This window comes from Paraburkholderia ribeironis, assembly GCF_900019265.1.
Classification (GTDB): domain Bacteria; phylum Pseudomonadota; class Gammaproteobacteria; order Burkholderiales; family Burkholderiaceae; genus Paraburkholderia; species Paraburkholderia ribeironis.
This window is the reverse complement of sequence record NZ_CYGX02000049.1, coordinates 46905-68737: the sequence shown is the minus strand read 5'-3', so window position 1 is coordinate 68737 and position 21833 is coordinate 46905. Positions and strand designations below refer to the sequence as shown.

General features: G+C 63.2%; 20 protein-coding genes and 1 tRNA gene. 8 read left to right on the top strand and 13 right to left on the bottom strand.

What is annotated here, in order from left to right:
* Positions 1-76: 76 nt before the first annotated feature.
* Positions 77-235: a DUF3309 family protein gene (locus BN2475_RS22540; protein ID WP_094781717.1), complete on the bottom strand. Its 159-nt coding sequence runs from the start codon at positions 233-235 to the stop codon at positions 77-79.
* Between the two features lie 508 nt (positions 236-743).
* Positions 744-923, bottom strand: a complete 180-nt coding sequence (locus tag BN2475_RS22535; protein WP_094781716.1) for a hypothetical protein — start codon at positions 921-923, stop codon at positions 744-746.
* Between the two features lie 171 nt (positions 924-1094).
* Between BN2475_RS22535 and BN2475_RS34695 the strand changes: the two genes are divergently transcribed.
* A complete protein-coding gene (locus BN2475_RS34695) occupies positions 1095-1265 on the top strand; it encodes a hypothetical protein (protein WP_162844495.1) in 171 nt (56 codons plus the stop codon).
* Between the two features lie 233 nt (positions 1266-1498).
* Here BN2475_RS34695 and BN2475_RS22530 read toward each other — a convergent pair whose 3' ends face one another.
* Together BN2475_RS22530 and BN2475_RS22525 are read right to left on the bottom strand one after the other, a co-directional pair.
* On the bottom strand, positions 1499-2860 hold the full coding sequence (locus BN2475_RS22530; protein ID WP_094781715.1) for an MATE family efflux transporter: 1362 nt from the start codon (positions 2858-2860) through the stop codon (positions 1499-1501).
* Entirely contained in the window at positions 2857-3165 is a 309-nt protein-coding gene (locus tag BN2475_RS22525; protein WP_094781714.1) for a DUF2288 domain-containing protein, read from the bottom strand. The genes BN2475_RS22530 and BN2475_RS22525 overlap by 4 nt, the downstream gene beginning before the upstream one ends.
* 109 nt (positions 3166-3274) lie before the next feature.
* Between BN2475_RS22525 and BN2475_RS22520 the strand changes: the two genes are divergently transcribed.
* Entirely contained in the window at positions 3275-4003 is a 729-nt protein-coding gene (locus tag BN2475_RS22520; protein ID WP_094781713.1) for a pentapeptide repeat-containing protein, read from the top strand.
* Between the two features lie 827 nt (positions 4004-4830).
* Here BN2475_RS22520 and BN2475_RS22515 read toward each other — a convergent pair.
* The 3 genes from BN2475_RS22515 to BN2475_RS22500 form a co-directional block, all read right to left on the bottom strand.
* A complete protein-coding gene (locus BN2475_RS22515) occupies positions 4831-5157 on the bottom strand; it encodes a hypothetical protein (protein ID WP_094781712.1) in 327 nt (108 codons plus the stop codon).
* Between the two features lie 172 nt (positions 5158-5329).
* Positions 5330-6049 carry a peptidoglycan DD-metalloendopeptidase family protein gene (locus tag BN2475_RS22510; RefSeq protein ID WP_094781711.1) on the bottom strand — a complete coding sequence of 240 codons (720 nt, stop codon included), beginning with the start codon at positions 6047-6049 and terminating at the stop codon, positions 5330-5332.
* Positions 6050-6439: 390 nt separating this feature from the next.
* Complete coding sequence (locus tag BN2475_RS22500) at positions 6440-7369, bottom strand: aldose epimerase family protein (protein WP_094781709.1); 930 nt, start codon at positions 7367-7369, stop codon at positions 6440-6442.
* 633 nt (positions 7370-8002) lie between these two features.
* On the opposite strand from BN2475_RS22500, the gene BN2475_RS22495 reads away from it, so the two are divergent.
* Positions 8003-8833, top strand: a complete 831-nt coding sequence (locus tag BN2475_RS22495; RefSeq protein ID WP_094781708.1) for an undecaprenyl-diphosphate phosphatase — start codon at positions 8003-8005, stop codon at positions 8831-8833.
* A 318-nt stretch (positions 8834-9151) separates the two neighbouring features.
* Positions 9152-9228: transfer RNA gene (locus tag BN2475_RS22490), tRNA-Arg, on the top strand.
* A 273-nt stretch (positions 9229-9501) separates the two neighbouring features.
* Here BN2475_RS22490 and BN2475_RS22485 read toward each other — a convergent pair.
* The 4 genes from BN2475_RS22485 to BN2475_RS22470 all read right to left on the bottom strand — a co-directional run bounded on the left by BN2475_RS22485 (position 9502) and on the right by BN2475_RS22470 (position 13497).
* The gene (locus BN2475_RS22485; protein WP_094781707.1) at positions 9502-9990 is read right to left on the bottom strand and encodes a hypothetical protein; all 489 of its coding nucleotides are present in this window, start codon (positions 9988-9990) and stop codon (positions 9502-9504) included.
* A 197-nt stretch (positions 9991-10187) separates the two neighbouring features.
* Positions 10188-10628 carry a hypothetical protein gene (locus tag BN2475_RS35695; RefSeq protein WP_245841486.1) on the bottom strand — a complete coding sequence of 147 codons (441 nt, stop codon included), beginning with the start codon at positions 10626-10628 and terminating at the stop codon, positions 10188-10190.
* Between the two features lie 647 nt (positions 10629-11275).
* Positions 11276-11659 (bottom strand): DUF427 domain-containing protein, encoded by a 384-nt coding sequence (locus BN2475_RS22475; protein WP_094781705.1) that lies wholly within the window; start codon positions 11657-11659, stop codon positions 11276-11278.
* 260 nt (positions 11660-11919) lie between these two features.
* Positions 11920-13497, bottom strand: a complete 1578-nt coding sequence (locus BN2475_RS22470) for an acid phosphatase (protein WP_094781704.1) — start codon at positions 13495-13497, stop codon at positions 11920-11922.
* A 246-nt stretch (positions 13498-13743) separates the two neighbouring features.
* Between BN2475_RS22470 and BN2475_RS22465 the strand changes: the two genes are divergently transcribed.
* From BN2475_RS22465 to BN2475_RS22455, 3 genes are all read left to right on the top strand, one after another.
* The gene (locus tag BN2475_RS22465; RefSeq protein ID WP_425435557.1) at positions 13744-15225 is read left to right on the top strand and encodes a cytochrome-c peroxidase; all 1482 of its coding nucleotides are present in this window, start codon (positions 13744-13746) and stop codon (positions 15223-15225) included.
* Between the two features lie 245 nt (positions 15226-15470).
* Positions 15471-15857, top strand: a complete 387-nt coding sequence (locus BN2475_RS22460) for a hypothetical protein (protein WP_094781703.1) — start codon at positions 15471-15473, stop codon at positions 15855-15857.
* A gap of 82 nt (positions 15858-15939) precedes the next feature.
* Positions 15940-16389, top strand: a complete 450-nt coding sequence (locus BN2475_RS22455; protein WP_094781702.1) for an NUDIX domain-containing protein — start codon at positions 15940-15942, stop codon at positions 16387-16389.
* Between the two features lie 44 nt (positions 16390-16433).
* On the opposite strand, the gene BN2475_RS22450 is transcribed toward BN2475_RS22455, so the two are convergent.
* The gene (locus BN2475_RS22450) at positions 16434-17450 is read right to left on the bottom strand and encodes a transporter substrate-binding domain-containing protein (RefSeq protein ID WP_425435556.1); all 1017 of its coding nucleotides are present in this window, start codon (positions 17448-17450) and stop codon (positions 16434-16436) included.
* Positions 17451-17590: 140 nt separating this feature from the next.
* Entirely contained in the window at positions 17591-19300 is a 1710-nt protein-coding gene (locus BN2475_RS22445) for a glutamine--tRNA ligase/YqeY domain fusion protein (protein WP_094781700.1), read from the bottom strand.
* 644 nt (positions 19301-19944) lie between these two features.
* Here BN2475_RS22445 and ggt point away from each other — a divergent pair.
* Positions 19945-21726, top strand: coding sequence for a gamma-glutamyltransferase (ggt, locus tag BN2475_RS22440; RefSeq protein ID WP_094781699.1), 1782 nt, complete (start codon positions 19945-19947; stop codon positions 21724-21726).
* Positions 21727-21833 lie beyond the last annotated feature (107 nt).

Sequence of the window (21833 nt, the reverse complement as noted above, 5' to 3'; positions counted from 1 at the left end):
AGTCAATCCCCAATTCAGTCGGACTGAAAAGAATGTCCAAGCTGCGATTCGTTCAAGGCGGCGGTCAATCTTGCGGCTATAAGTGCCCCAGCAAAAGCAGCACGATCACGACGATCAACACGACGCCGATCGCGCCGGTCGGCCGATAGCCCCAGCCGCCGCTATATGGCCAGCTCGGCAACGCGCCGATCAGCAGCAGGATGAGCACAATGAGCAGTATGGTTCCGATGGTCATGCGAGTTCTCCCTGTCGGGCCCGTGCGGTGGCTGGGGCCGCGTCGTCTGGTTGGTTCGGCGCAGGTGCGCCGGGACAATTGACGCGCATCGTGCGCGCTCGTTGCAGGCTTGTCTCAGCAAGGCATGTACCTGTCCGGGCGCGGCAGGGGGAGGGCAGTGAGCAGGGCGGATCGGGAGCCAGCGTGGGTAGATTGCATCCGCGTGCCGGCACCGTGCGGGACGGTATCCAACCGCTCGATGTGTAGACTTCGACGCAGTGCGGAGCAAAAAACTCGCACGTGCGGCAGCATGCCGATCGACACGTACGCGGGGCACAGAGCAATATGCCGGGCAGTTTATCCGGCACTAAACGGGATCGCGAGCGCGGCATCACACCGTCGAGCATGCGGCGCGGCCTGAGCCTTCCGCTCGCCGGTCGTGAGCGGTTCGAGCGCGCCGACGCAGCGGGTCAATCAATCCGCCATCCGCGCCTCATGCAACCGCAGTGAACAGCCAGCCAGCGTTTCTTCAATGCCGCGGCCGCCTCCAATGCGGCATATGCAAGTGCTGACTCGCCACCCAGTGATGCAGCATCCCTTCGCCATCGTGTTCGCGCCGGTACGTTTTCGATTCGAAGATCGACAGCGCGAGCAGCACGGCCAGACCTACTCCGAGTCCGACCAGACCCGCAATCGATTCAGCGTCCATGGCAGTCTCCTATCACGTGCGGCAGTGACTCTATAGTAGATCACGTGTCACGAAATGGGAGCAGCGGGCTGCGTGCTGCGGCGTCGCGCAGCGGGCTTTGCAGGTAGACTCTCGGGCGCTTCGGTGGCGGCGTCGCCACCATGGTTCGATTCTGTCTGGAGAGACGACTGTATGATCCGCGTTCCAATGATTGCATTGCTGCTGCTCGCCGGCCTCGCCGGCTGTGCGGACAACCCTTCCGGTCACCATGGCGGCCTGCCGCCGCAAGATCCCGCCGACTATCACGGCGTGCCCACCGATACCCGGCCGCCTTCGATGGTGCCCGCACCCGTCGCGCGCTGAAAGCCATCGCCGTCTCTGGATACCGTTCGATGCCCGTGGAAGCCATTTGAAACAGGCAGGCGAAGCGTCGGCGCGGGCACGCCGTCGCTTCTGACCCGCGCAGACTTTTCGCGCGGAGAGCGCGGGCTGAAGGCATTCTAGGTCGAACCTGGCGAGCGATATGTATGCGCTTGTTTCAAGCCGTAACGGTGTGCCGCGCTGCGAAATGTCGGATGGGTGCGGGCTGCTGCCGGCTACGCATCCGCAGGTGCAATTGCACGCGCGACACCGGGCAGATACCGCGCGAGCGTGACGCCGCGTGCGGCCATGAAGATCAGTAGCGCGGCCCACAGGCCGTGATTGCCGCGCACTGCCAACAAGGCGGACGACGCCGCCACGAACACCGCCAGCGACATCACCATCGCCACCATCAGTTCACGCGTGCGAGTCGCGCCGATGAACACGCCGTCGAGCAGAAAGCCCCATACGGAGATCACCGGCGATAGCGCGGCCCATGGCAAATACATGTCGGCGGCGATGCGCACCGCCGCCTGATCGGTCAGTTGCTCGACGATCCACGCGCCCGCGCCCCAGTACACCAGCGAAAAACCCAGTGCGCCGAGCGCGGACCACAGCGCCGTGACCCTGACCGCCTGTGCGAACGCGTGCCGGTCGCGAGCCCCGATCGCCGCGCCGACGAGCGCTTCGGCGGCGTGCGCGAAGCCGTCCAGTCCATACGCCATGAAGGTCTGAAAGTTGAGCAGCAGCGCATTGGCAGCGAGCGCGGCGTCACCTTGCCGCGCGCCCAGATGCGCAAACCACCCAAACGACGACAGCAGGCACAGCGTGCGCACGAAGATGTCGCGATTGAGCACGACCAGACGCTTGAGCGCGGCCGTGTCGAACAATGCGGCGCGGTTCAGCGCGGGCAGACCGCGCGGCCTGCCATGCCACAACAGCGCGGCGCCGAGCACGAAGCCGAGCGCATCGGCGGTGGCGGTCGCCGCACCGATGCCGGCCACGCCCCAGTTGAACGCGTACACATACAGCAGCACAGCCACGATGTTCACGCCGTTGATGAACACCTGCGAGAGCAGCGCGAGCCGCACCCGCTGCGTGCCGAGCAGCCAGCCGAGCACGACGTAGTTGCCGAGCGCGAGCGGGGCGGCCCAGATGCGCGCGTGGCAGTAGACGCGTGCGTGGCGCTGCACGGCATCGCTGCCGCCGATCAGGCGCACTGCGTAGTCGATCAGCGGGAGCTGCAGCGCCAGCAACGCCGTGCCGATCGCGGCCGCCAGCAGCAGCGCGCGTATCACGGTGTTGCGCAGCTCGGCGTGGTCGCCCGCGCCGTGCGCCTGCGCGACGAGGCCCGTCGTGCCCATGCGCAGGAAGCCGAAGCCCCAGAACACGAAGTTGAAAAATAGCTCGCCGAGCGCGACGCCGCCGAGATACGACGCGCTGTCCAGATGACCGGCCACGGCGGTGTCGACCGCGCCGAGGATTGGCTGCGTCAGGTTGGCAAGGACGATCGGAAACGCGAGCGCCAGCACCCGGCGATGCCAGCGCACCGGCACGGCCGCCGCAGGCGCGTCCGCGCGCCGCGCGGCGTCGTTCAATTGCGTTCCTGCACGCACACCCACGGAGAGACGACCACCGCCCAGAGGTCGGGGTCGCGTGCGGCGAAGTCGGCGGCGGTTTCAGCCTGCACGCGTTCGACCAGGCCGGCTGACAGCCATTGCGTGACCTGGGCGGTGTCGTCGCTGGCGATCGCCTCGGCGACGCTCACCAGATCGAGGTCGCGTGCGACGCGCAGGAGCATGCCGCGCGCAAAAAAGCGTTCGAGTTCGGTCCAGCCGATTTTCGCGGTCTCCGCGAGCAGCTTGGCGTACAGCGGGCTATGGGTGGCGTCGTTGGAAGTCATCGTGAGCGGGTTTTGACGGGGCCGTTACTATAAACTATCGGCGCGGGTCGCCACGGGCGGGGCGTGTTCCGGTACGCTTAGGTCTTTTCGAAACCGATTCTGAACCTTCATGTCACTGGATTCAACGATGCCGGCCGCGGGCGCGCAAGACGGCGCGGTGAGCGACGCGACGCTCACGCGCGCCGAGATGGAGCGCCTGATCGCCGCGAATCACGCCGGCCACCAAACGCCATTGCATTTCACCTACTGCGATTTCGAGGGAGCCGATCTTTCGCGGCTCGATCTGCGCGGCGCGGAGTTTCATCGCTGCACGATTGTCGAGACTTCGTTTTTCGGCGCGGCGCTGTCGCATACCCGCTGGGTCCGTTGCCGCGGCCGCGAGGCGGATTTCGGATCGGCCGATCTGGTCGACGCGGCGTTCCAGTCGAGCGATCTGAACAACACCAGCTGGCGGCGCGCGAAGCTTGCGTCCGCGTCGTTTCGCGGCTGCAAGCTGACCGGCGCGAACTTCGAAGGCTGCACGGCGCTGGGTTTGAGTTTCGTCGAAACCTTGCTGGTCGGCGCGCATCTGCGCGGCCTGTCGTTTCGCAAGGCCAAGCTGCAGGAGCTGGATTTCTCCGACGCGGATCTTGCCGGGGTCGACTTCCGCGAGGCGATCTTCGACGGCGGCAGCCTGAAGGATGCGCATCTGAAGGGCGCGCGTTTCGAGGGCGCGGATTTGCGCGAGGCCGATCTCAGCGGCGTGCGGCTGGTCGACGCGGCGCTTTTCAAGGGCGCGACGATTTCGCATCAGCAGGCCGCCGTGCTTATCACCGAGCTGGGCTTGCGGGTGATGTGATCGATTCATTCGAGCGGCCGGTTTATCGATTCGGCGAATCGCGAAGATCGGCCGCCAGAGTTTATCGTCTGATTGATGGAATAAGCAAAATGCGGTTTAATTGGACTTCGCAATTTGTCGGCAGATTTGGCGGATTTTAATATTTCGCCATTCGCGAATTTCCATCTGAGGAAATAATTCGTAATAATCGACGCGCTTGATATGGGATAATAGGCCGGTTGGTGCGTTGGCGCACCAAGATTATGCGGCGTGGAAAGCGTCGGTTTTACGCTCGCCTATATAGCAAAAATCGGCCGAAGCATTTTCTTCAGGTTTTTGCAGACGATCTCACGGGGTCGTCGCTGTGCCCCGCCGGGCGGTCATTCGCGGCCTCAGGCCGCGACGATGGATTCCACTCGAATCGCGGCGCGGGGCGCATTTAGACAGTTTGATTCCGACATTTCCCGTTTACCTGCGGCGAAATCCGTACGCCGTGGCACATTGGTCGTCAAATTAATCCATTGCGCTCGTAAATGGGGATTGATAAATTTCGTTCTGGCGCATGGTGAACCGGTCCTTTGCCGATATGCGCCGAACCCCCGTTAGCCCGGCCTCGCGCCGGGCTTTTTTTTCGGCATATTGCGAACCGGGGCATTGCGGATTCACAGTTGCCGCAGATCGTCACGGATTATCTTTTGATTACACCGGTCATGAGCCGTTGATCATTTTCCCCGGCACCTGGCCAATCGCGATCAGTGTGCTATTGCGATTTGCCGTGCGAATCGAGCCGCGGTCCGGACGCTGGCGGCGCCGCTAGCCGAAGCGGCGCTGCGCACGGTGACCCGTTCCTATTGCTTGCAGCGAACCACCATCGACCGGTTCTTCACGTTCGCGCCAAAAATCCCGCCGATGCTGCCGCCCGAGGTCGCGCCGTTATCGACATCTTTGGACACGACGTCGTACCCGTAGTTGCCGCAGACTTCGCCCGCGCGCTTGTAGCACTCGGCCCAGCTGGAGCTGGCATCGCTGCCGCTGCAGTTGATCGCGAAGCCAGTGTCGCCGCTCGGCAGGTAAGTCATGGTGGTGGTGCTGGAGCAGCCGCCAAGGCTGCCGAGGGTCAGCAGGCCAATACCGATCACCGCGGCCGTCGCGACGGACGCACATGCGCTCTTCATTGCAGATTCCTTACAGATAGCGGAGGAGGACGCGCTATGCAGCGACGACCTTCCGGATTGAGCGGTTTTACAGCACGCGGGTTCCCGCGCGTGGATTGCAGGACGCGTGCCCGGCGCGCAACTGCCGCGCCTATACGCCACGATCGCCACGATCGCCACGAGCACGAGGTGCCTAACGCGGCGGCAGCGCCCGCGACGGGTCGATCGAACGACCCTGATAGCGCAACTCGAAATGCAGCATCACGCGGTCGGTATCGGTGTCGCCCATCTCGGCGATTTTCTCGCCGCGCTTGACCGACGCACCTTCCTTCACCAGCAGCACGCGGTTATGCGCATAGGCGGTCAAATACTCGGCGTCGTGTTTGACGATCAACAGATTGCCATAACCGCGCAAACCGTTGCCCGCATAGACGACCGTGCCCGGCGCCGCGGCGACTACTGGGGTGCCTGCTGCCGCTGATATGTCGATGCCCTTCGAATTGGCGCCGTCGAAGCGCCGGATCACCGTCCCGTCGGCCGGCCACACCAGCGAGATCGCCGAAGCCGGCGCGGCGCCAGCTCCGTCGTCAGCAGGCGCGGCACGTGGCGCCGACGCGCTCGCCGACGTGCTGGCGTTGCCGCCGCTGCGTACCGCACCGCTCGTCGATGCCGCGCCGCCCGGCGGCGCGACGCGCAGCACCTGGCCGACCTCGATGCTGTCGGGATTGGTCAGGTTGTTCCAGCGCACGATGCTTTGCACCGATTGCCGGTTGCTGCGTGCGATCTTTGAGAGCGTATCGCCCCGTTCGACCCGATAGAAGCCTGGCGCCACCGGCGCCGACCCGCACGCGGCGAGCAGCACCAGCAACGATGCGCAGGCGACTCGCTTCATCTTTCTAGTAGTTCCCAGCATTGGACCTCGCAAAGCGCTGCCGCGCGCCGATCCCGATTACGCGGCAGGTAGACAGAAAGCGTCCGATTCTAACGGTTTTGCGTTGCACCATCTGAAAAGCGGGGGAGCGAGGCGGGCCGCGCAGTGTCGGAGGAGCGCTGGATATCGCGTATTGCGGTGAATCCTGCAGCGAAGGCCGCTGCAAAAGCCGCTGCAAAAATCGCCCCGAAAGCCGCCGTGAAAGCCGCCGTGAAAGCCGCCGTGAAAGCCGCCGTGAAAGCCGCCCTGAAAGGCGACCCGAAAGCCGCCCCGAAAGGCGACCCGAAAGCCGACCCGAAAGCCGACCCGAAAGCCGACCCGAAAGGCGACCCGAAAGCCGCCTGGCGCGCCCGTCCGATCAAAGCCGCACGCTCAACCCGTCTTTTCGACGCTGATGCGCAATGCCGCTGTCTCCGTTTGTCCCGGTTCGAGCCAGCGCAGACCCATCCCGTTGTGGATCGCGTCCGGCAGACCGAGCCACGGCTCGACGCAGTAGAAGTCCGATTCCGGCGTTTCGGTCCAGGTTGTCACCGCATACCAGGGCACCGAGCCCGGCCGTTGCAGATCGATCGTGACGACCCGGTCAAGCCCCGGCGCGACCAGCCGCACCGGCCGATCCGGCGTGCCGACGAGGCTATGGAAGCGATCGTGAATGCGTGCTTCGTCGAGCGTGTAGCGCGCTTCGCCCGGCTCGGCGGTGCTGATCGAACCATCGTCCTGCTGATGGCGTCGCTCGGTGCGCGGCAGCTCGAGCGTTGTCTCGGCGCGCTGCGTATGCGGCAGCGTGAAGTAGAAATGATGGCCCGCGTAGTACGGCAAGCGCCCATCGCCGATATTGCCGGTGTTCGTAGTGGTGAACGTCACGTCAAGCGTGCGCGCATCGACGAGGCTGTACGCCGCTTCGAAACGGAAGCCGAACGGGTAGCCGCCGCGGGTTGCGTCGCTGTCGCTCAGGACCATGCGCAAGCCGGCACCGTGCACGTCGGCGTGCGCTTCGAACGGCAGGTCGCGGGCAAAGCCGTGCATCGGCAACTCGCGCACCGTGCCCGCGGCGTCGCGCCAGAAGCCGATCTTGCCGTCGACGCGATGTCGGCCGAGGAACGGGAAAAGCAGCGGATTGCCGCCGCGAATCCTTGCCGGCTGGCTCCAGTCGGCGTGCTCGGGCCAATGGATCACCGCTTCGCCGTCGATCGTCCACGACAGCAGACGGCCGCCAGCCTGCGGCGAAAAACGCAGCACAGAGGTGTTCTGGGCGATCTCGAGAATGTCTTCTTGCGGGGAGAGAGGCTTGGTCGATGGCATGGAGGCTTATGGATTGCAGTAGATGAAGGCCGTGCGGGCGCGTTGCGAACGTTCGTTGCGGGCATTTGCCAAGGCCGCGCGGCGGTGCGCGCGAGAGAAGGATTTTGCGCTGCTTTGCGCTACGGGGAAACCCTTTCGGGAAAATTGCGGGTGTCGGAAAAGCGCGATCCTTGTGGATAATCCGCCAGTGCGTCCGGAGAGTCCGACTACCGGGCGGGATCAGCTCAGGAGGCGTTATGGATCTCGCAATGGCAATGGGTGTGGCTTTGTTCGGTATGTTCGCGGCAAGCACGGTGTACTTTTTTCTCAAGCTTGAACGCTGATCGCGGCATCCCGCTTCGCCTTGCCTCGCGTCGCCGGTCTATCACTGCCTGGCTTCGGATGGGTCCGCGATCCGTCTTTTGAGCGTTGCGCAGCGTTGCTGATCACACGGCGGCCATTCGTGGCAGCCTGTTTCTTTTCCGTCGTGTAACAACGGTTTCCAGTTGTGACGCGGCGCATCAATTTTCCCCGAATGTGACCTAAACGCTTGGCGCTGACATTGCAGCCAGGCATAATCGGTGCGCCTTTGACGCGCCGATCGTCTGTTCGCGGCGCGCTGTTCCTCGACATTTTCCTTACAAGGACCGCCGCGTGAACCTCTCGTTTCTGATTTTTCTGAGTGTGCTGCAAGGCGTCACCGAACTGTTTCCGGTTAGCAGCCTGGGCCATACGCTGCTCGTGCCTGCCGTGTTCGGTATGCACATCGACAAACATGCGCCGCAGTTGCTGCCGTTCCTCGTTGCGTTGCACCTCGGGACCGCGCTAGCGCTGCTGTGGTACTTCCGCAAGCGCTGGTACACGCTGGTGCGCGGTTTTTTCGCGTCGTTCGGTGGCGCTCGCAACGATGATGCGCATATGATGTGGGCGCTCATCATCGGCACGATTCCGGCGGGGCTGGTCGGACTGCTGCTGGAAAAGCGCCTCGAGCGGATCTTTCACGATCTGCGGATCGTCGCAATTGCGCTGATCGTCAACGGCGCGCTGCTGTGGTTCGGCGATCGACTGCAACGCGCGCGCGCGCATCGGGCGCCGGAGAAGCTGACGTTCCGGCAGGCGTTCTTCGTCGGCCTCGCGCAGATCGGCGCGCTGATTCCGGGCTTCTCGCGCAGCGGCCTGACGATGATCGCCGGCAATGCGGCCGGTCTGACGGCGGAGAAAGCGGCCGAGTTTTCGTTCCTGCTCGGCACGCCGATCATCTTCGCGGCCGGCGTGCTCGAATTGCCGAAGCTGTTTCATGCGCCGGGCCAGCTTGCGGATGCGCTGCTGGGTGGTGTGCTGACCGCGATCGCCGCGTATCTCAGCGTGCGTTTCCTGATGCGCTATTTCGAAGGCCGTGGGCGCCTGGCGTCGTTCGGCGTGTACTGCGCGATCGCGGGGATTCTGTTTCTCGGCTGGTTCGCCATGCATCCGCAACCGGTTTGATGGCAGCTGGCGTGTTTGCGGCTGGCGTGTGCGCTGCCATGCGTGGTGCGCTGGCGTGCGGGGAGCCATCGGTTATAATCCAGGCCCGGATTGAATCGCTGGGTCTGCCTATTTTTCAGGCGCGCGCATAGCGATTGCTGGCCACGGGAGGCGCGCTGTGCGTGCACCGGGATTTCCGGTCTCGGGGCCGGTCAGTTAGAATTTCAATTTGCACGTATGAACCCTGTGGCCCGCGTGAGCACAGGTTCCACTACCGGTCCGCGGGTTCTCATTGCGGGCGATGCACCCAGGCGTCGTATTGCATCGCTTCACCTCATTACGGCAGTAGCTCAGCTGGATAGAGCATCGGCCTTCTAAGCCGAGGGTGGGGGGTTCGAGTCCCTCCTGCCGTACCAACATAATCAAAGGGTTACATCCTGTTGGCATGTAACCTCCTTGTTTTTCTCAAGCTGTTAACCGCTGTGTAACCGGTTTCGGGATGAGTGGGCGGCAGTGTCCGCCAAATTAGTCCGAAAGCTAAGGCTTTGAGCGGAAACGGAAGATTCAGTCCACCATCCAGTCCACTGCGTTCTGTCGTCCCTGTTGACGATAGAGCAGGCGGTTCATGAGGTAGATTGCGGCCATGAACGGCCGATTGCGTACACACTCTGCCGGCCGGCCCTGCATGGCTATTCGTCGATGCTCAAAGTCGACTGAAAAGGGAACAATCCAGGCGTCGTTTTTGGCGACATCATCGCGACCAACCCCATGATGCGCACACCCTGAATACCGGTGACAAGCGGTGGCGTTGTTACTAGTTGCGCCTCCAGCGATCTAAGGCTCTGGTGAAGTACGCGGACCGGGTCCAGAGGCGAGTCCACTGGCGATATGTTCAACAGCGCCTTGTCGCCTTGAGGCAGCTGCTGCCCAAAATTCGATGTTGACTTTAGCCATTCAACGATTCCTGAAGAGACGAGCCCTTCAAGCTCCGCCCTCGTTGCAGCTTCGATGCGCCGTGCAACAGCCGCGCATTGATTCAATGGCCACCGCTCCCGGTAACTGAACTCCGCGAGCGCGTCCAGCATTTCACGGTGCAGATGACCGTGGGCCGGGTCGTTACACGTGTCGTCAACACAAACGGCCTGACTCGCCGAAGGCAAATGCATGGCAATATTCATTCTTCTATTCCTGTGACTCGATCAGCTCTCAGTCCAGGTCGAACAGCGACCGATCAGCGGGGCGGGGAAAGCGCTTGATCCGTCGTCCGCCGGAACTCGGCTTCGTCCTATTCGCTACGATCCACGCGCCGCAAGACACCTTCACCGACGAGCATTACCTCCGCATCATGACGCGAGACAGCGAAGTCGCATCTGAATTAGACGGTGATCGTGCCGTCAATCATTCTCTGACCAAGCGTGAATCCTGCCATTAGACCGTCGGCTGCGGTGGGGAGCGGAGTAAGTCGATCTGGCGCGACGCGCATTGGAGCAAAAATCGGGGCGCCAGTGGCCAGCGCCCTAACGCTGACCACTGCCACGAATCCGAGGAGCGACGACACCGTTACTCCTGCCTGCCGCATCCAGACAGGATCGAGTTCGACGGCAACTTGGAATCCTTTGTATTCGTAAAGCCGCTTCATTACAGTTTCCCTTGTATTTCCGAACGATGACTGACGCTCGCCTTGGGATATATGCGAGAGTGATCGGAAGCGAATGCCGCAGCGATCGAGCAGGGCGTGAGGGCCGCAGTAATAAGCGCGAAAAGAGATTCTTTCATGTTGTTGCTGCCCTCCATTCAGGTCGGAGAAAAATTCCAATTGGGTCGGATGCTCTGCGTGGCATGAAACTGGCGCACGCTCCTTCGGCCAAGACGCGATTTAAAGCCCACTCCAAGTGGTACAGAAAAAGCGCGTCAGCATAGTGACGCGCTTCGAGAGATCGGTCATGGGAAAACAACAGGCAGCACAAGATAGTGGAATTCTGACGATCAAATCGTTAACTATTGTCCGCGCGCATAAAAAGGCACCAGGACGTGGGTGCAAGACGAGAAGATTCATTTATTGCACGCCCGATCGTCCCAATGCTCGATCAACTCGGCGCTAACCTGTCCGAAACCTTCGAATTTGATTTTGAAGAGTGCGCGGCTAACCACATTGCTCACTTCAAGTGTTACTCGGTTGCTATCGACGGTGATCCGTTTCGACGGTTACTGAATGCGAGGAAATTGATCAAGACTCCATAGAAATTCGCAGCGAGATCGGGGACGCTGTTGAACCGGAAGAGAAGCGCCCGCAGAGCGCCGTGCTATCGAAACTGCGAAAGGCGTTTGGTAAGCTCGTGAATAGAAAAATGCGATTTGCATTGCAACTCGATCACGAGCAGTCCAGCGACGATGGAGAGTTTCTGCCCAACACTGTTGCCGCTGGCCTGGCTGGTCCAGAGTCTTATGAACCTGAGGCCGCTTTCAGCCGGCGGCTTGCACGTCGATGGAATCGACCCGGCTCGGATAGAACGCCAGATGTTGCGCGATCGCTTTCACCGCGCTGTACGGCGCCTCATAAGTCCACACCGCATTTACCGCCCGCTCGCCGCCGATCGGCACGCTGTAGTACGCGCAGTCGCCCTTGTACGGGCAATAGGTGCTGTGATCGGTGCGTTCCAGCAATGCCATCTCCACATCGTTGCGCGGGATGTAGTACGCCGGCGGATACGACGCCTCGCGTAGCACCAGCGCGTTGCCCGTATCCGCGATCACGCGGCCGGCCACCGTCACGACGACGCGAGCCCCGGCCGGCTCGACCGTGATCGGATGATCGGGACCGGGGACCTTGATGGTTTTTTCAGTCATCTGGCGAACTCCTGGGTGAGTGGGCAGGCCTGCCACATGGCGTGGAAGGAGTGCGTGCCGGCATCGGCGGAAAAGCTCTCGTCGTGCGTCGAAGCATACGCCGCTCATGAAAAACGCGTTGGGCGTCGCGCGAATCGGTGAGGCAGGAACCGGGCGCACGTGGTCCGCGCGGCGCGAATAAAAATGGGCAGCCGAAGCTGCCCATCGCGTCTTGCCAGGCGGCGCGTTCCGTTCGGCGAACGGAACGCGCCGCCTGGCACTTATTGCTTGATATTGAGCGCCGCCGTGAGGTCGCCTAGCGGCTTGCTGCCGTTGGCGGCAAGTGCCGCGTCGCGCGCCGCGATACCCGGCAGCGTCGGCAGCGAGAAGCGGTGCGTGATGAAGCGCAGGATCGATGTCGTGTCGTATTGCGTGTGATCGACATAGCCCTTCTTCGCGTACGGCGAAATGATCAGCGCCGGAATCCGCGTGCCCGGACCCCAACGGTCGCCCTTCGGCGGCGCCACGTGATCCCAGAAGCCGCCGTTTTCGTCGTAGGTCACGACCACCAGCATGTTGTTCCACTGCGGGCTCTTCTGCAGATGCGAGATCACGTCCGCGATGTGCTGGTCGCCCGACGCGACGTCGGTGTAGCCCGGGTGCTCGTTCAGATTGCCCTGCGGCTTGTAGAACGTCACCTGGGGCAGCGTGCCGGCGTCGACCGCCTTGATGAACCCGGAGCCGCCGAGACCGCCATCGAGCAGGTGCTGCGCGCGGTTCGCGGTGCCCGGTGCGAGATCGGCGAAATAGTTGAACGGCTGGTGGTGCGGCTGGAAGTTCGGCGACGACAGATTCGCGCCGTAGATCACGTTCGACGTGCCGGCTTGCGCCGCCGACAACGCCGCGCCCCATGCACCGCCGTACCAGGCCCACGACACCTTCGCGTCGTTCAGCAGGTCGCCGATATGACGTTGCGTCTGCGCGGGCAGGGTGGTGGCGAGGCTCGGATCGGCGAGGTTCGCGTCGCCGCCCGACACCGCCTTGTTGCCGCTCGGCTGATACGGCGGCTGCATCGTGTTGATCGCGTAGAAGTCGGGCGTCAGGTTGCCCGACAGCACGTATTTGGGCGGCCCGGCGAGCGCCGAAGCCGGCGAGTTCGACGCGAGCTTCAAGGTGACGCCGTCGCTTTCCACGGCCGAGATCGAGCCGGCCGCCGGACTCTTGTCCGCGTTCGGATAGCTCGGCGTGCACGAACACACGAGCCACTGATGATTCAGGAACGAGCCGCCGAACGCGCCCATGAAGAAGTTGTCGGCTAGCGTGTATTGCTGTGCGATCTTCCACAGCGGCAGCTTGTCGGCGTTGAGCGAGTAGTGGCCCATCACGAGGCCACCCGAATCCGCCCACGCGGCGAACCTGTCGTTCTTGCCGCCGTCGATCTGCATCTGGTTCTCGTAGAAGCGGTGATACAGGTCACGCGTCGTCGCGGTGATCGGCGTGTTGAATCCATTCGGGTCGTCGATCGCGAATGGGGTGTTCGGCAGATTGGCGGTCATCGCTTCGGTGACGACCGGCGTCACGCCGGTTTGCGTGAGGCCGTTCCACACGTGCGGCAGCGTCGCGAGCACAGTGCCGTCGCGGTCCACCTGGGTGGCGCTCGCCGCGCTCACGTTCTGCAGTCCATTGGCGCCGGGGAAGTTACCGTACAGATTGTCGAAGCTGCGGTTTTCCGCGTAAATCACCACGACGTTCTTGATCGCGCTGATGTCCGGCTGAGTGATTTCGTTGCCGCCGCACGCATTCAGACTCAATGCTGCTGCGATCGCAATGGGCGTCGCGCAGATCAGTTTCTTGTTCATTTGAAGGGTTCTCTTTGTCGCATTGGGGACTGGCCGCATGCATTTCTTGCGTGAGCGACCGCCGGCGAAAGTCTGGCAAGGGAATTTGACAGAGAGATGTAATTAATTACGAGATGCTTTTGATATGGAGTTTTTGTCGGGTGGATGTCATTTTAAAGACATGCAGATGAAATACGCTCGCGAACTTCAACATCGCAAACACACATCGTTCATATGCGGGCTGGTCTGGCGGGGATTCGGAAAGTGATGATTCGGCGAACGGAGCGGCGACGCCCTAGGCCAACGACAGCGAACGCGCGGCAGGCAGCGGTGGCCGCGCCGGTGGTCATGATATTGGCCGTGACGTTGGCGGCGAGCCTCGCCGCTTGTGATGCCGGAGTAGCCAGCGCGAGTTCAGGCCCAGGCGCAGCCGAAGCCGCAGGTTCAAGCGCCGCTGCGCTCACTGGCGTTAGCGCGAATCCGCGCGCAACTGCGGCAGCCAGCTCTGCCGTGTCCCACTCCGCCGCGCCGACGCCAGCGTCCGCCGCGCAGGTTGCGGCCCATGGCGCCGGCCAGTCGCGAGCGCAGGTCTATGAATCGGTGCGGCAAATGACAGCGCTCGGCAAGCAGCTGTTTTTCGATGCGTCGCTGTCCGGTTCGGGCAAGCTCGCGTGCGCGTCGTGCCATAGCCCGGAGCATGGATTCTCGCCGGCCAATGCGTTGTCCGTGCAACTGGGCGGCAACGATATGCACCGCTCCGGCATGCGCGCCGCGCCGACGCTGAAGTATCTGCAGTCGGTGCCGGCATTCGCCGAGCACTATCACGAGTCCGACGACGAAGGCGACGAAAGCGTCGATGCCGGGCCCACCGGCGGTTTGACCTGGGACGGCCGGGTCGATCGGGGCAGCGAGCAGGCACGCATGCCGCTGTTGTCGTCGTTCGAGATGGGCAGCTCGCCCGCCAAAGTCACGGCGGCGGTAAAGGCCGCGCCGTATGCGAACGCATTCCGCGCGGCGTTCGGCGCGCACATCGTCGACAGCGACGACGCCACCTTCAACGCCGTGCTGCAAGCGCTCGGCACGTTCGAGCAGACGCCCGAAGTGTTTTATCCGTACACCAGCAAATACGACGCGTATCTGGCGGGCAAGGCCACGCTGACGCAAGCCGAACTGCACGGCCTGCAGCTCTTCAACGACGAACGGAAAGGCAATTGCGCAAGCTGCCACATCAGCCAGCGCAGCCGCGACGGCGCACCGCCGCAGTTCAGCGACTTCGGTCTGATCGCGATCGGCGTGCCGCGCAACCGCGCGCTGCCGGTCAATCGCGATCCGCACTTCTATGACCTCGGCGCGTGCGGCCCGGAGCGCACCGACCTGCAGGGACGCAACGAGTTTTGCGGCATCTTCCGCACGCCGACGCTGCGCAACGTAGCGTTAAAGAAGAGCTTCTTTCACAACGGCATCTACCATTCGCTCGATCAGGTCGTGCGCTTTTACGCCGAGCGCGACGTTCATCCGCAGAAGTTCTATCCGGTTTCGCACGGCAAGGTGCAGAAGTTCGATGATCTGCCGCGGCGCTACTGGGCCAACCTGAACACCGAGGCACCATTCGATCGCAAATCGGGCGACAAGCCGGCGCTCGACGAAGCCGAGATCAAGGATGTGGTGGCGTTTCTGAAAACGCTTACCGATGGCTATCAGGGAGCGAGCGCGACGGCGAACCCGGCGACCCAGGCGGCCGCAAACTGACGACCAGGACGACCAGGACGACCAGGACGACCAGGACGACCAGGACGACCAGGACGACCCGGCCGCCTGGCTGCGCGCGGGTTGCAGTCGCTGTCGTTCGCCGCCTGCCGCAGGTCAACGGCAAGCCGCGCTGCCCGGGCTCGTCGAAGGGGGCATGCTATGCTTTTGAGGTCCAGATCGAGAGCCGCGGCGAGCGCGCTCGAGACCGATCGAGACCGCCCCAAACACTTCGAGGAGAACGCTTCATGTCGATGCGGACCTGTGTGCTGCTCCGTCTGAGTGCCGCCAGCCTGCTGCTGGGCAGCGCAGTCGGTGCGCAAGCGGCGAACCTCGGTTTTCTGAACGACACGCCGATCACCTACATGAAGCAGCGCGACGTCGATTCGATCAAGCAGGCCGTGGTTCGTGCACTGAACGATCAGAAGGACGGCGGGAGCGCTAACTGGAACAACGAAGGCACCGGCAACAGCGTGAAGATCGACGCGACGATCAGCATCGCCGGCACCGTCAACGAAGGCGCACGGACCTGCCGCGACGTCGGCGTCGTGCTGAATGCGAAGGGGCAATCGATGAACCTGCGCCCGCAATTCTGCAAGGAAGGCAGCAGTTGGCAATTGCAGAAGAAGCCTTGAGCATGTCGGCCATGATGCCGGCGTGTGCCGGCCTGTCGTCGGCGCAGCGTGTGGCCAGGCGTCGCCGCGACGTGGTGCGGCGATGAGCGCGCGGGTCGTTTCGTGCGGCATCGTGTTGCTGGACCCGGATGGCCGGGTGCTGCTCGCGCACGCCACCGAAACATCGCACTGGGACATTCCTAAAGGTCAAGGCGAGGAGGGCGAGGCGCCGCACGTCACGGCGCTGCGCGAAATGGTCGAGGAGACTGGCATCGCGATCGAGGCCGGGCGTTTGAAGGATCTCGGCCTGTTCGTGTACCGGCGTGACAAGGATCTGCATCTGTTCGCGGCGCGCGCTACCGTCAACGAGCTCGATCTCAGTTCGTGCACGTGCACGTCGCTGTTTCCGCGCCGCTCCGACGGCACGTTGATTCCCGAAATGGATGCCTACCGTTGGGCCGCTATCGATGAAGTCCCGAAGTACGCGAGCCGCAGCCTCACGCGGCTCTTTCAGACGACGCTGTCGCTCGCGGAGTTGCATCGGTCGCTATGACGGCGGCGCGTGCCGCGCGGATGCGCCGCGGCAGCCCGCCAACGTCAGTCGAGCGCGCGGTCGTTCGGATGCGCGAACAGTGCGCGATTCTGCTCCGAGAGCGGAAAATTCAAATTGATGCCATGCGGCGGAATGGGCTGTGTGAACCACTGCCTGTACAGACGTTCCGCCTCCCCGGAAGTCTGCGCACGCGCGATCACGCCGTTCACCAGCTCGCGAAACGGTTTGTCGCCTTTGCGGAACATGCACGCGTAGACCTCGTAGCCGAGCGGCGTGCCGGTCACCACGAAGTCATCGGGGCGCGGGTCGGTCGCCTTGAAGCCATACACGATCGGCTCGTCCATCACGAAGGCCACGGCCCGGTCCTCCTTGAGCGTGGTGAAGGCTTCCTGATGATCGCGCACGCTGGTGATGCGCATGTTCAGATGCTTGTCGGTATTCAGGCGGCGCAGCAGGCGTTCGTCGGACGTGCCCGCGGTCGTCACCACAGTCTTGCCGGCCAGATCGGCAAAGTCGGTAATGCCGCTGTTTTTGCGCGTGATCATGCGCACCGCGTACTGGAAGAAACTGTCCGAGAACGCGGCCACGTTCTCGCGCTCCACAGTGTGCGTGGTCGAGCCGCATTCCAGGTCGATCTGGCTGTTCAGCAGCATCGGCGTGCGGTTCGACGAGGTCACGGTGATTTCGTGCACTTTCAGTTGCGGCATGCTGAGCGTTTTTCTGATTTCATCGACGATCTGCAGCGCGATCGTCTGCGAGTAGCCGACCGTGCGTGTGCCGTCGAAGTACGAGAAGGGAATCGACGCCTCACGCACGCCGAGTGCGACCGCGCCGTCGTCGTGGATCTTTTTCAACGTGCCGGTGAGTTCGTCCGCATGGGCAGCGCAGGCGAGCGACGCCGCGCCGAACGCGGCCAGCGTGACGAATACGCGGCGCGCGTGCGCCGCGAAGCGTGCGATGCGCCCCGCGCATGAAGCGGGCATGGCACGCGTGCGCTGCGCGCGGCATGTGCCGTGAGCCGTGCTGCCAGTACTCGTCCCATGGCGGGCTGCAACTTTCATCGGGCCTCCCGGACCGGCGCGGCCAGTTGGCCGCGCAGTGAGTGTCGATCCAACATCATGTGACGAAGCGGCGTGCATCTCGTGAAAGAGATGCACGCCGCTTTCATGTTCAGGTGCGTGAAGAGAGTAACTGTTTCAGCTTACGCCGGCTTGCCCCAGCTGTCGCGCAGGCTGACGATGCGATTGAACACGGCTTTGCCCGGTTTCGAATCGACGCGGTCGGCGACAAAGTAGCCATGGCGCTCGAACTGGTAACGCTGTTCGGGCAGCGCGTTGCTCGCGCCCGGTTCGAGGTAGGCGTTGACCACGCGCTTCGAGTCCGGGTTCAGCGCTTCGAGGAAGTCGCGGCCACCGGCGTCCGGTTGCGGCTCCCTGAACAGCCGGTCATAGATGCGCACTTCGGCCGGGCAGGCGGCGGCCGCGCTGACCCAGTGAATGTTGCCCTTGACCTTGTAGTTGTTCGCGCCTTCCGTGCCCGATTTGCTGTCCGGGAAATAGTTGCAATGCACCGCGACGACGTTGCCGTGCTCGTCCTTGTCCGCGCCGATGCATTCGATCACGTAGCCATAGCGCAGGCGCACCTTGTTGCCGGGGAACAGGCGGAAGTAGCCCTTCGGCGGCGCCTCGTTGTAGTCCTCGCGCTCGATCCACAGCTCGCGCGAAATCGGGAACTCGCGCACGCCCTGTTCCGGATGATGGGGATGCACCGGTGCGCTGCACGGCTCGGTGACACCTTCGGGGAAGTTGTCGATGATCAGCTTGAGCGGATCGAGCACGGCCGCGATGCGCGGCGCCTTCTCGTCCAGATCGTCGCGCAGCGCGCCTTCGAACACGCTCATGTCGATCCACGAATCGACCTTGGTGACGCCGATGCGTTCGCAGAACAACTGGATCGATTCCGGCGTGAAGCCGCGCCGGCGCACGCCGACGATGGTCGGCAAGCGCGGATCGTCCCAGCCGTCCACATGACCTTCGTTCACCAGTTGCAGCAGCCTGCGCTTGCTGGTGATCGCGTAGGTCAGGTTCAGCCGCGAGAATTCGATTTGTTGCGGTAGCGGGCGCGTGAAGATGCCGGCTTCGGCGAGCTCGTTCAGAATCCAGTCGTACAGTGGACGATGGTCTTCGAACTCGAGCGTGCACAGCGAATGCGTGATGTTTTCCAGCGCGTCCGAGATGCAATGCGTGTAGTCGTACATCGGGTACACGCACCATGTATCGCCGGTACGGTAGTGATGCGCGAAGCGGATCCGGTAGATCACCGGGTCGCGCATATTGAAGTTCGGCGACGACATGTCGATCTTCGCGCGCAGCACGTGCTCGCCTTCCTTGAACTCGCCAGCCTTCATGCGGCGGAACAGGTCGAGGTTCTCATCGACCGGGCGCTCGCGAAAGCGCGACGGCGTGCCGACTTCCGTGGCAGAGCCGCGGTTGACGCGCATCTCTTCGGCCGACTGGCTGTCCACGTACGCCTTGCCGCGCTGGATCAGCAGTTCGGCGAATTCGTACAGCTTGTCGTAGTAGTCGCTCGCGTAGTAGAGGTGGTCCTTGCCGCCTTTTTCCCATTCGAAGCCGAGCCAGCGCACCGAGTCGATGATCGAGTCGACGTATTCGACGCTTTCCTTCTCCGGATTGGTGTCGTCGAAACGCAAATGGCACACGCCGCCGTAGCTGCGCGCCACGCCGAAATTCAGGCAGATGCTCTTCGCGTGACCAATGTGCAGATAGCCGTTCGGCTCGGGCGGAAACCGCGTTTCGACCCGCTGGCCCCACTTGCCGGAGCGGTTGTCGTCGTCGATGATGTTGCGGATGAAGTTGGATGCCGCTGGCGCGTCGTTGCGTTCGGTATTCATGCGAGAAGGTGAAAGTCTGTCGGGGGCGCGCAATGCGCTCACTTATCCGGCAATTCTACCTGACGTGTCCGGCGGCGGCAGGCGAGTGCGGCGTGCCGCCAACGTTTGAGCGCTTTTTGTGCTTTTCGCGCGGTTTGCGGGGGAGGCAAGCGCTGTAACAGGAGGTAAAACGTTTTGTTGACGCGCTATCCGGCGACTTAGGATGCGAGCGGCGCAGGGTTGTCCGCGGCGAGTGCCGCATCGATGCCGGGCGTGCTCGGGTTGTGCTCGGGTTGTGCTCAGGTTGTGTTGAGCTTGTGTTCAGCGGGTTGGCGCCGTGCCCATGTCGTGAGGATGGCGCAGGCACGCCGGACTCTGCCGACGAACTGCACGAGCCGGCTTTGAATCGCAGTCCGGCCGCCCCCGTTGGTATGATGACCGCACGCAGGCCAAGCGCGCCTCGCAGCGTCGCCAGCGGGCCAGTGCATCGAGACCCGCCTTGCGCCCGCCGCCCGTCATTTTTCCCGGGCAGTGCAGCCCGCGCTTCGACGCGCAGCGCGTGCACTCGTCGCAGCCGTTCACGCAGGCCGCACCGCCCATTGTCGCCATGCACGAACCGCAGCCGTTCGCGCAACATGGCGCCCTTAGTTGCCGGAGTTTCTCGGATGTCCGTTCCGACGCACGGCGCGCCTCGCGCGCCTTTCGCTTCTCTTTGCGCTTCTCGTTCCCTGTCTCGCATCGTCATGGCTTCGACGCTGTGCGCCGCGTTCGCCGGCAGCGTCGTCGCATCGGCGCCCGCCCTCGCGAAGACGCCGCCGCCCAAGCCCGTGCTCGACGCGTCGGCGGTGGCCGCGCCGGATCGCTATGGCGCGGACACCGCGCAGCAGATCTTCGCCGCCGGCGGCAACGCGGTGGATGCCGCGGTTGCGATCGCCTTTACGCTGGCCGTGACGCGGCCGGAAGCGGGGAACATCGGCGGAGGCGGTTTCATGACGCTGTTCATGGACGGCAAACCCTACTTCCTCGACTACCGTGAGCGCGCGCCGCAACAGGCCACCCGCGACATGTACGTCGACGACAAGGGCAACCCGGTGCCGGGCATGAGCGCCGTCGGTCATCGCGCGGTGGGCGTGCCGGGGACCGTCGAGGGCATGTGGGAGGCACAGCAGCGGTTCGGCAAACTGAAGTGGAAGCAGGTGCTGGCGCCCGCGATCCGCTACGCCACCGACGGCTTTCCGGTCGAGCCATGGCTGCAGCAGCGCCGCGACGCAGCCGCGAAAAATTTCGCCGGCAAGACCAACTTCGACGCTTACTTCTCGAACCTCAAGGCGGGCGCGACGCTGCGTCAGCCGGAGCTTGCGCAGACCCTGTCGCGGATCGCCAGCGACGGCGGCCGTGAGTTCTACGAAGGCCGCACCGCGGACCTGATTGCCCAGCAGATGTACGGCCACGGCTTCGTCACAAAGCAGGACCTGCTCCAGTACAAGGCGGTGTGGCGGCAACCGCTTGCCGCCGACTGGAACGGCTACCGCGTGATCGCCGCGCCGCCGCCGAGCTCTGGCGGCATCGGGCTGATCCAGATGTTGAAGATGAAGGCAGATCTGAAGCCGGCGTTCGACGGCCTCGAGCTGAATTCGGCGCCATATATCCATCTGATCGCGCAGATCGAGGACCGTGTTTTTGCCGATCGGCAGCAATACATCGGCGATCCGGATTCGGACACGGTGCCGACCGATAGGCTGATCGCCGATGCGTATCTCGCGCAACGCGCCGACGAGGTCAAACCCGACGAAGTGCCGGGCGCGTCGCCGGTGACGCCCGGCCTCGGCGACTCGCACACGCAAAAGGCGCAAACCACGCATTTCTCGGTGGTCGACAAATGGGGTAACGCGGTGTCGAATACCTACACGCTGAACGGCGATTTCGGTTCGGGCGTGGTGGTGGACGGCGGCGGCTTCCTGCTGAACGACGCGATGGACGACTTCGTCACGCGGCCAGGTAGTGTGACCGCGGCGACCGCGGCGACCACGGCGGGCGCGAGCGCCGAGATCAACACAGTGGCGCCGGGACGCCGCCCGATTTCGTCGATGACGCCGACTCTTCTGTTGAAGGACAACAAGGTGGCGCTGGTGATTGGCACGCCCGGCGGCTCGCGCATTCTGACTTCGATTTTTCAGGTGATGACCAACCTGTACGGCTTCAATATGACGCCCGCCGATGCAGTCGCTGCGATGCGCTTTCATCATCAGTTGTTGCCGCAGAAGACGATCTACTTCGAGCCGTACCAGCCGATCGCGGGCGAACTGGCCGAGCAGTTGAAGGCCATGGGCTACACGCTGGAGGCGCAGTCGTTCAATGGCGATGTGCAGATGATCCGCGTCGAGGGCACGACGCCCGAGCCGATCGCGGATCCGCGCGGGGTGGGCGTGGCGCGCGTGATGCGGTGAAGTTAAGCTTCGGGCGGTGCGGACGATAGGCTTATGGGCTGCGAAGGCGGGCTGTGACGGCCGAGTGCAGAGTGGCTGCGAAGATCGTCTGCAAAAACCGCCTGCAA

Bases quoted from the DNA above. Each gene is read 5' to 3' on its own strand.
- BN2475_RS22520 (WP_094781713.1), top strand. From the start codon at position 3,275: ATGTCACTGGATTCAACGATGCCGGCCGCGGGCGCGCAAGACGGCGCG.
- BN2475_RS22525 (WP_094781714.1), bottom strand. From the start codon at position 3,165: ATGACTTCCAACGACGCCACCCATAGCCCGCTGTACGCCAAGCTGCTC.
- BN2475_RS22460 (WP_094781703.1), top strand. From the start codon at position 15,471: ATGTCGATGCGGACCTGTGTGCTGCTCCGTCTGAGTGCCGCCAGCCTG.
- BN2475_RS22515 (WP_094781712.1), bottom strand. From the start codon at position 5,157: ATGAAGAGCGCATGTGCGTCCGTCGCGACGGCCGCGGTGATCGGTATT.
- BN2475_RS22475 (WP_094781705.1), bottom strand. From the start codon at position 11,659: ATGACTGAAAAAACCATCAAGGTCCCCGGTCCCGATCATCCGATCACG.
- BN2475_RS22540 (WP_094781717.1), bottom strand. From the start codon at position 235: ATGACCATCGGAACCATACTGCTCATTGTGCTCATCCTGCTGCTGATC.
- BN2475_RS34695 (WP_162844495.1), top strand. From the start codon at position 1,095: ATGATCCGCGTTCCAATGATTGCATTGCTGCTGCTCGCCGGCCTCGCC.
- BN2475_RS22485 (WP_094781707.1), bottom strand. From the start codon at position 9,990: ATGAATATTGCCATGCATTTGCCTTCGGCGAGTCAGGCCGTTTGTGTT.
- BN2475_RS22535 (WP_094781716.1), bottom strand. From the start codon at position 923: ATGGACGCTGAATCGATTGCGGGTCTGGTCGGACTCGGAGTAGGTCTG.
- BN2475_RS22470 (WP_094781704.1), bottom strand. From the start codon at position 13,497: ATGAACAAGAAACTGATCTGCGCGACGCCCATTGCGATCGCAGCAGCA.
- BN2475_RS22500 (WP_094781709.1), bottom strand. From the start codon at position 7,369: ATGCCATCGACCAAGCCTCTCTCCCCGCAAGAAGACATTCTCGAGATC.
- BN2475_RS22510 (WP_094781711.1), bottom strand. From the start codon at position 6,049: ATGCTGGGAACTACTAGAAAGATGAAGCGAGTCGCCTGCGCATCGTTG.
- BN2475_RS22450 (WP_425435556.1), bottom strand. From the start codon at position 17,450: ATGAAAGTTGCAGCCCGCCATGGGACGAGTACTGGCAGCACGGCTCAC.
- BN2475_RS22465 (WP_425435557.1), top strand. From the start codon at position 13,744: ATGATTCGGCGAACGGAGCGGCGACGCCCTAGGCCAACGACAGCGAAC.
- BN2475_RS22455 (WP_094781702.1), top strand. From the start codon at position 15,940: ATGAGCGCGCGGGTCGTTTCGTGCGGCATCGTGTTGCTGGACCCGGAT.
- ggt (WP_094781699.1), top strand. From the start codon at position 19,945: ATGTCCGTTCCGACGCACGGCGCGCCTCGCGCGCCTTTCGCTTCTCTT.
- BN2475_RS22445 (WP_094781700.1), bottom strand. From the start codon at position 19,300: ATGAATACCGAACGCAACGACGCGCCAGCGGCATCCAACTTCATCCGC.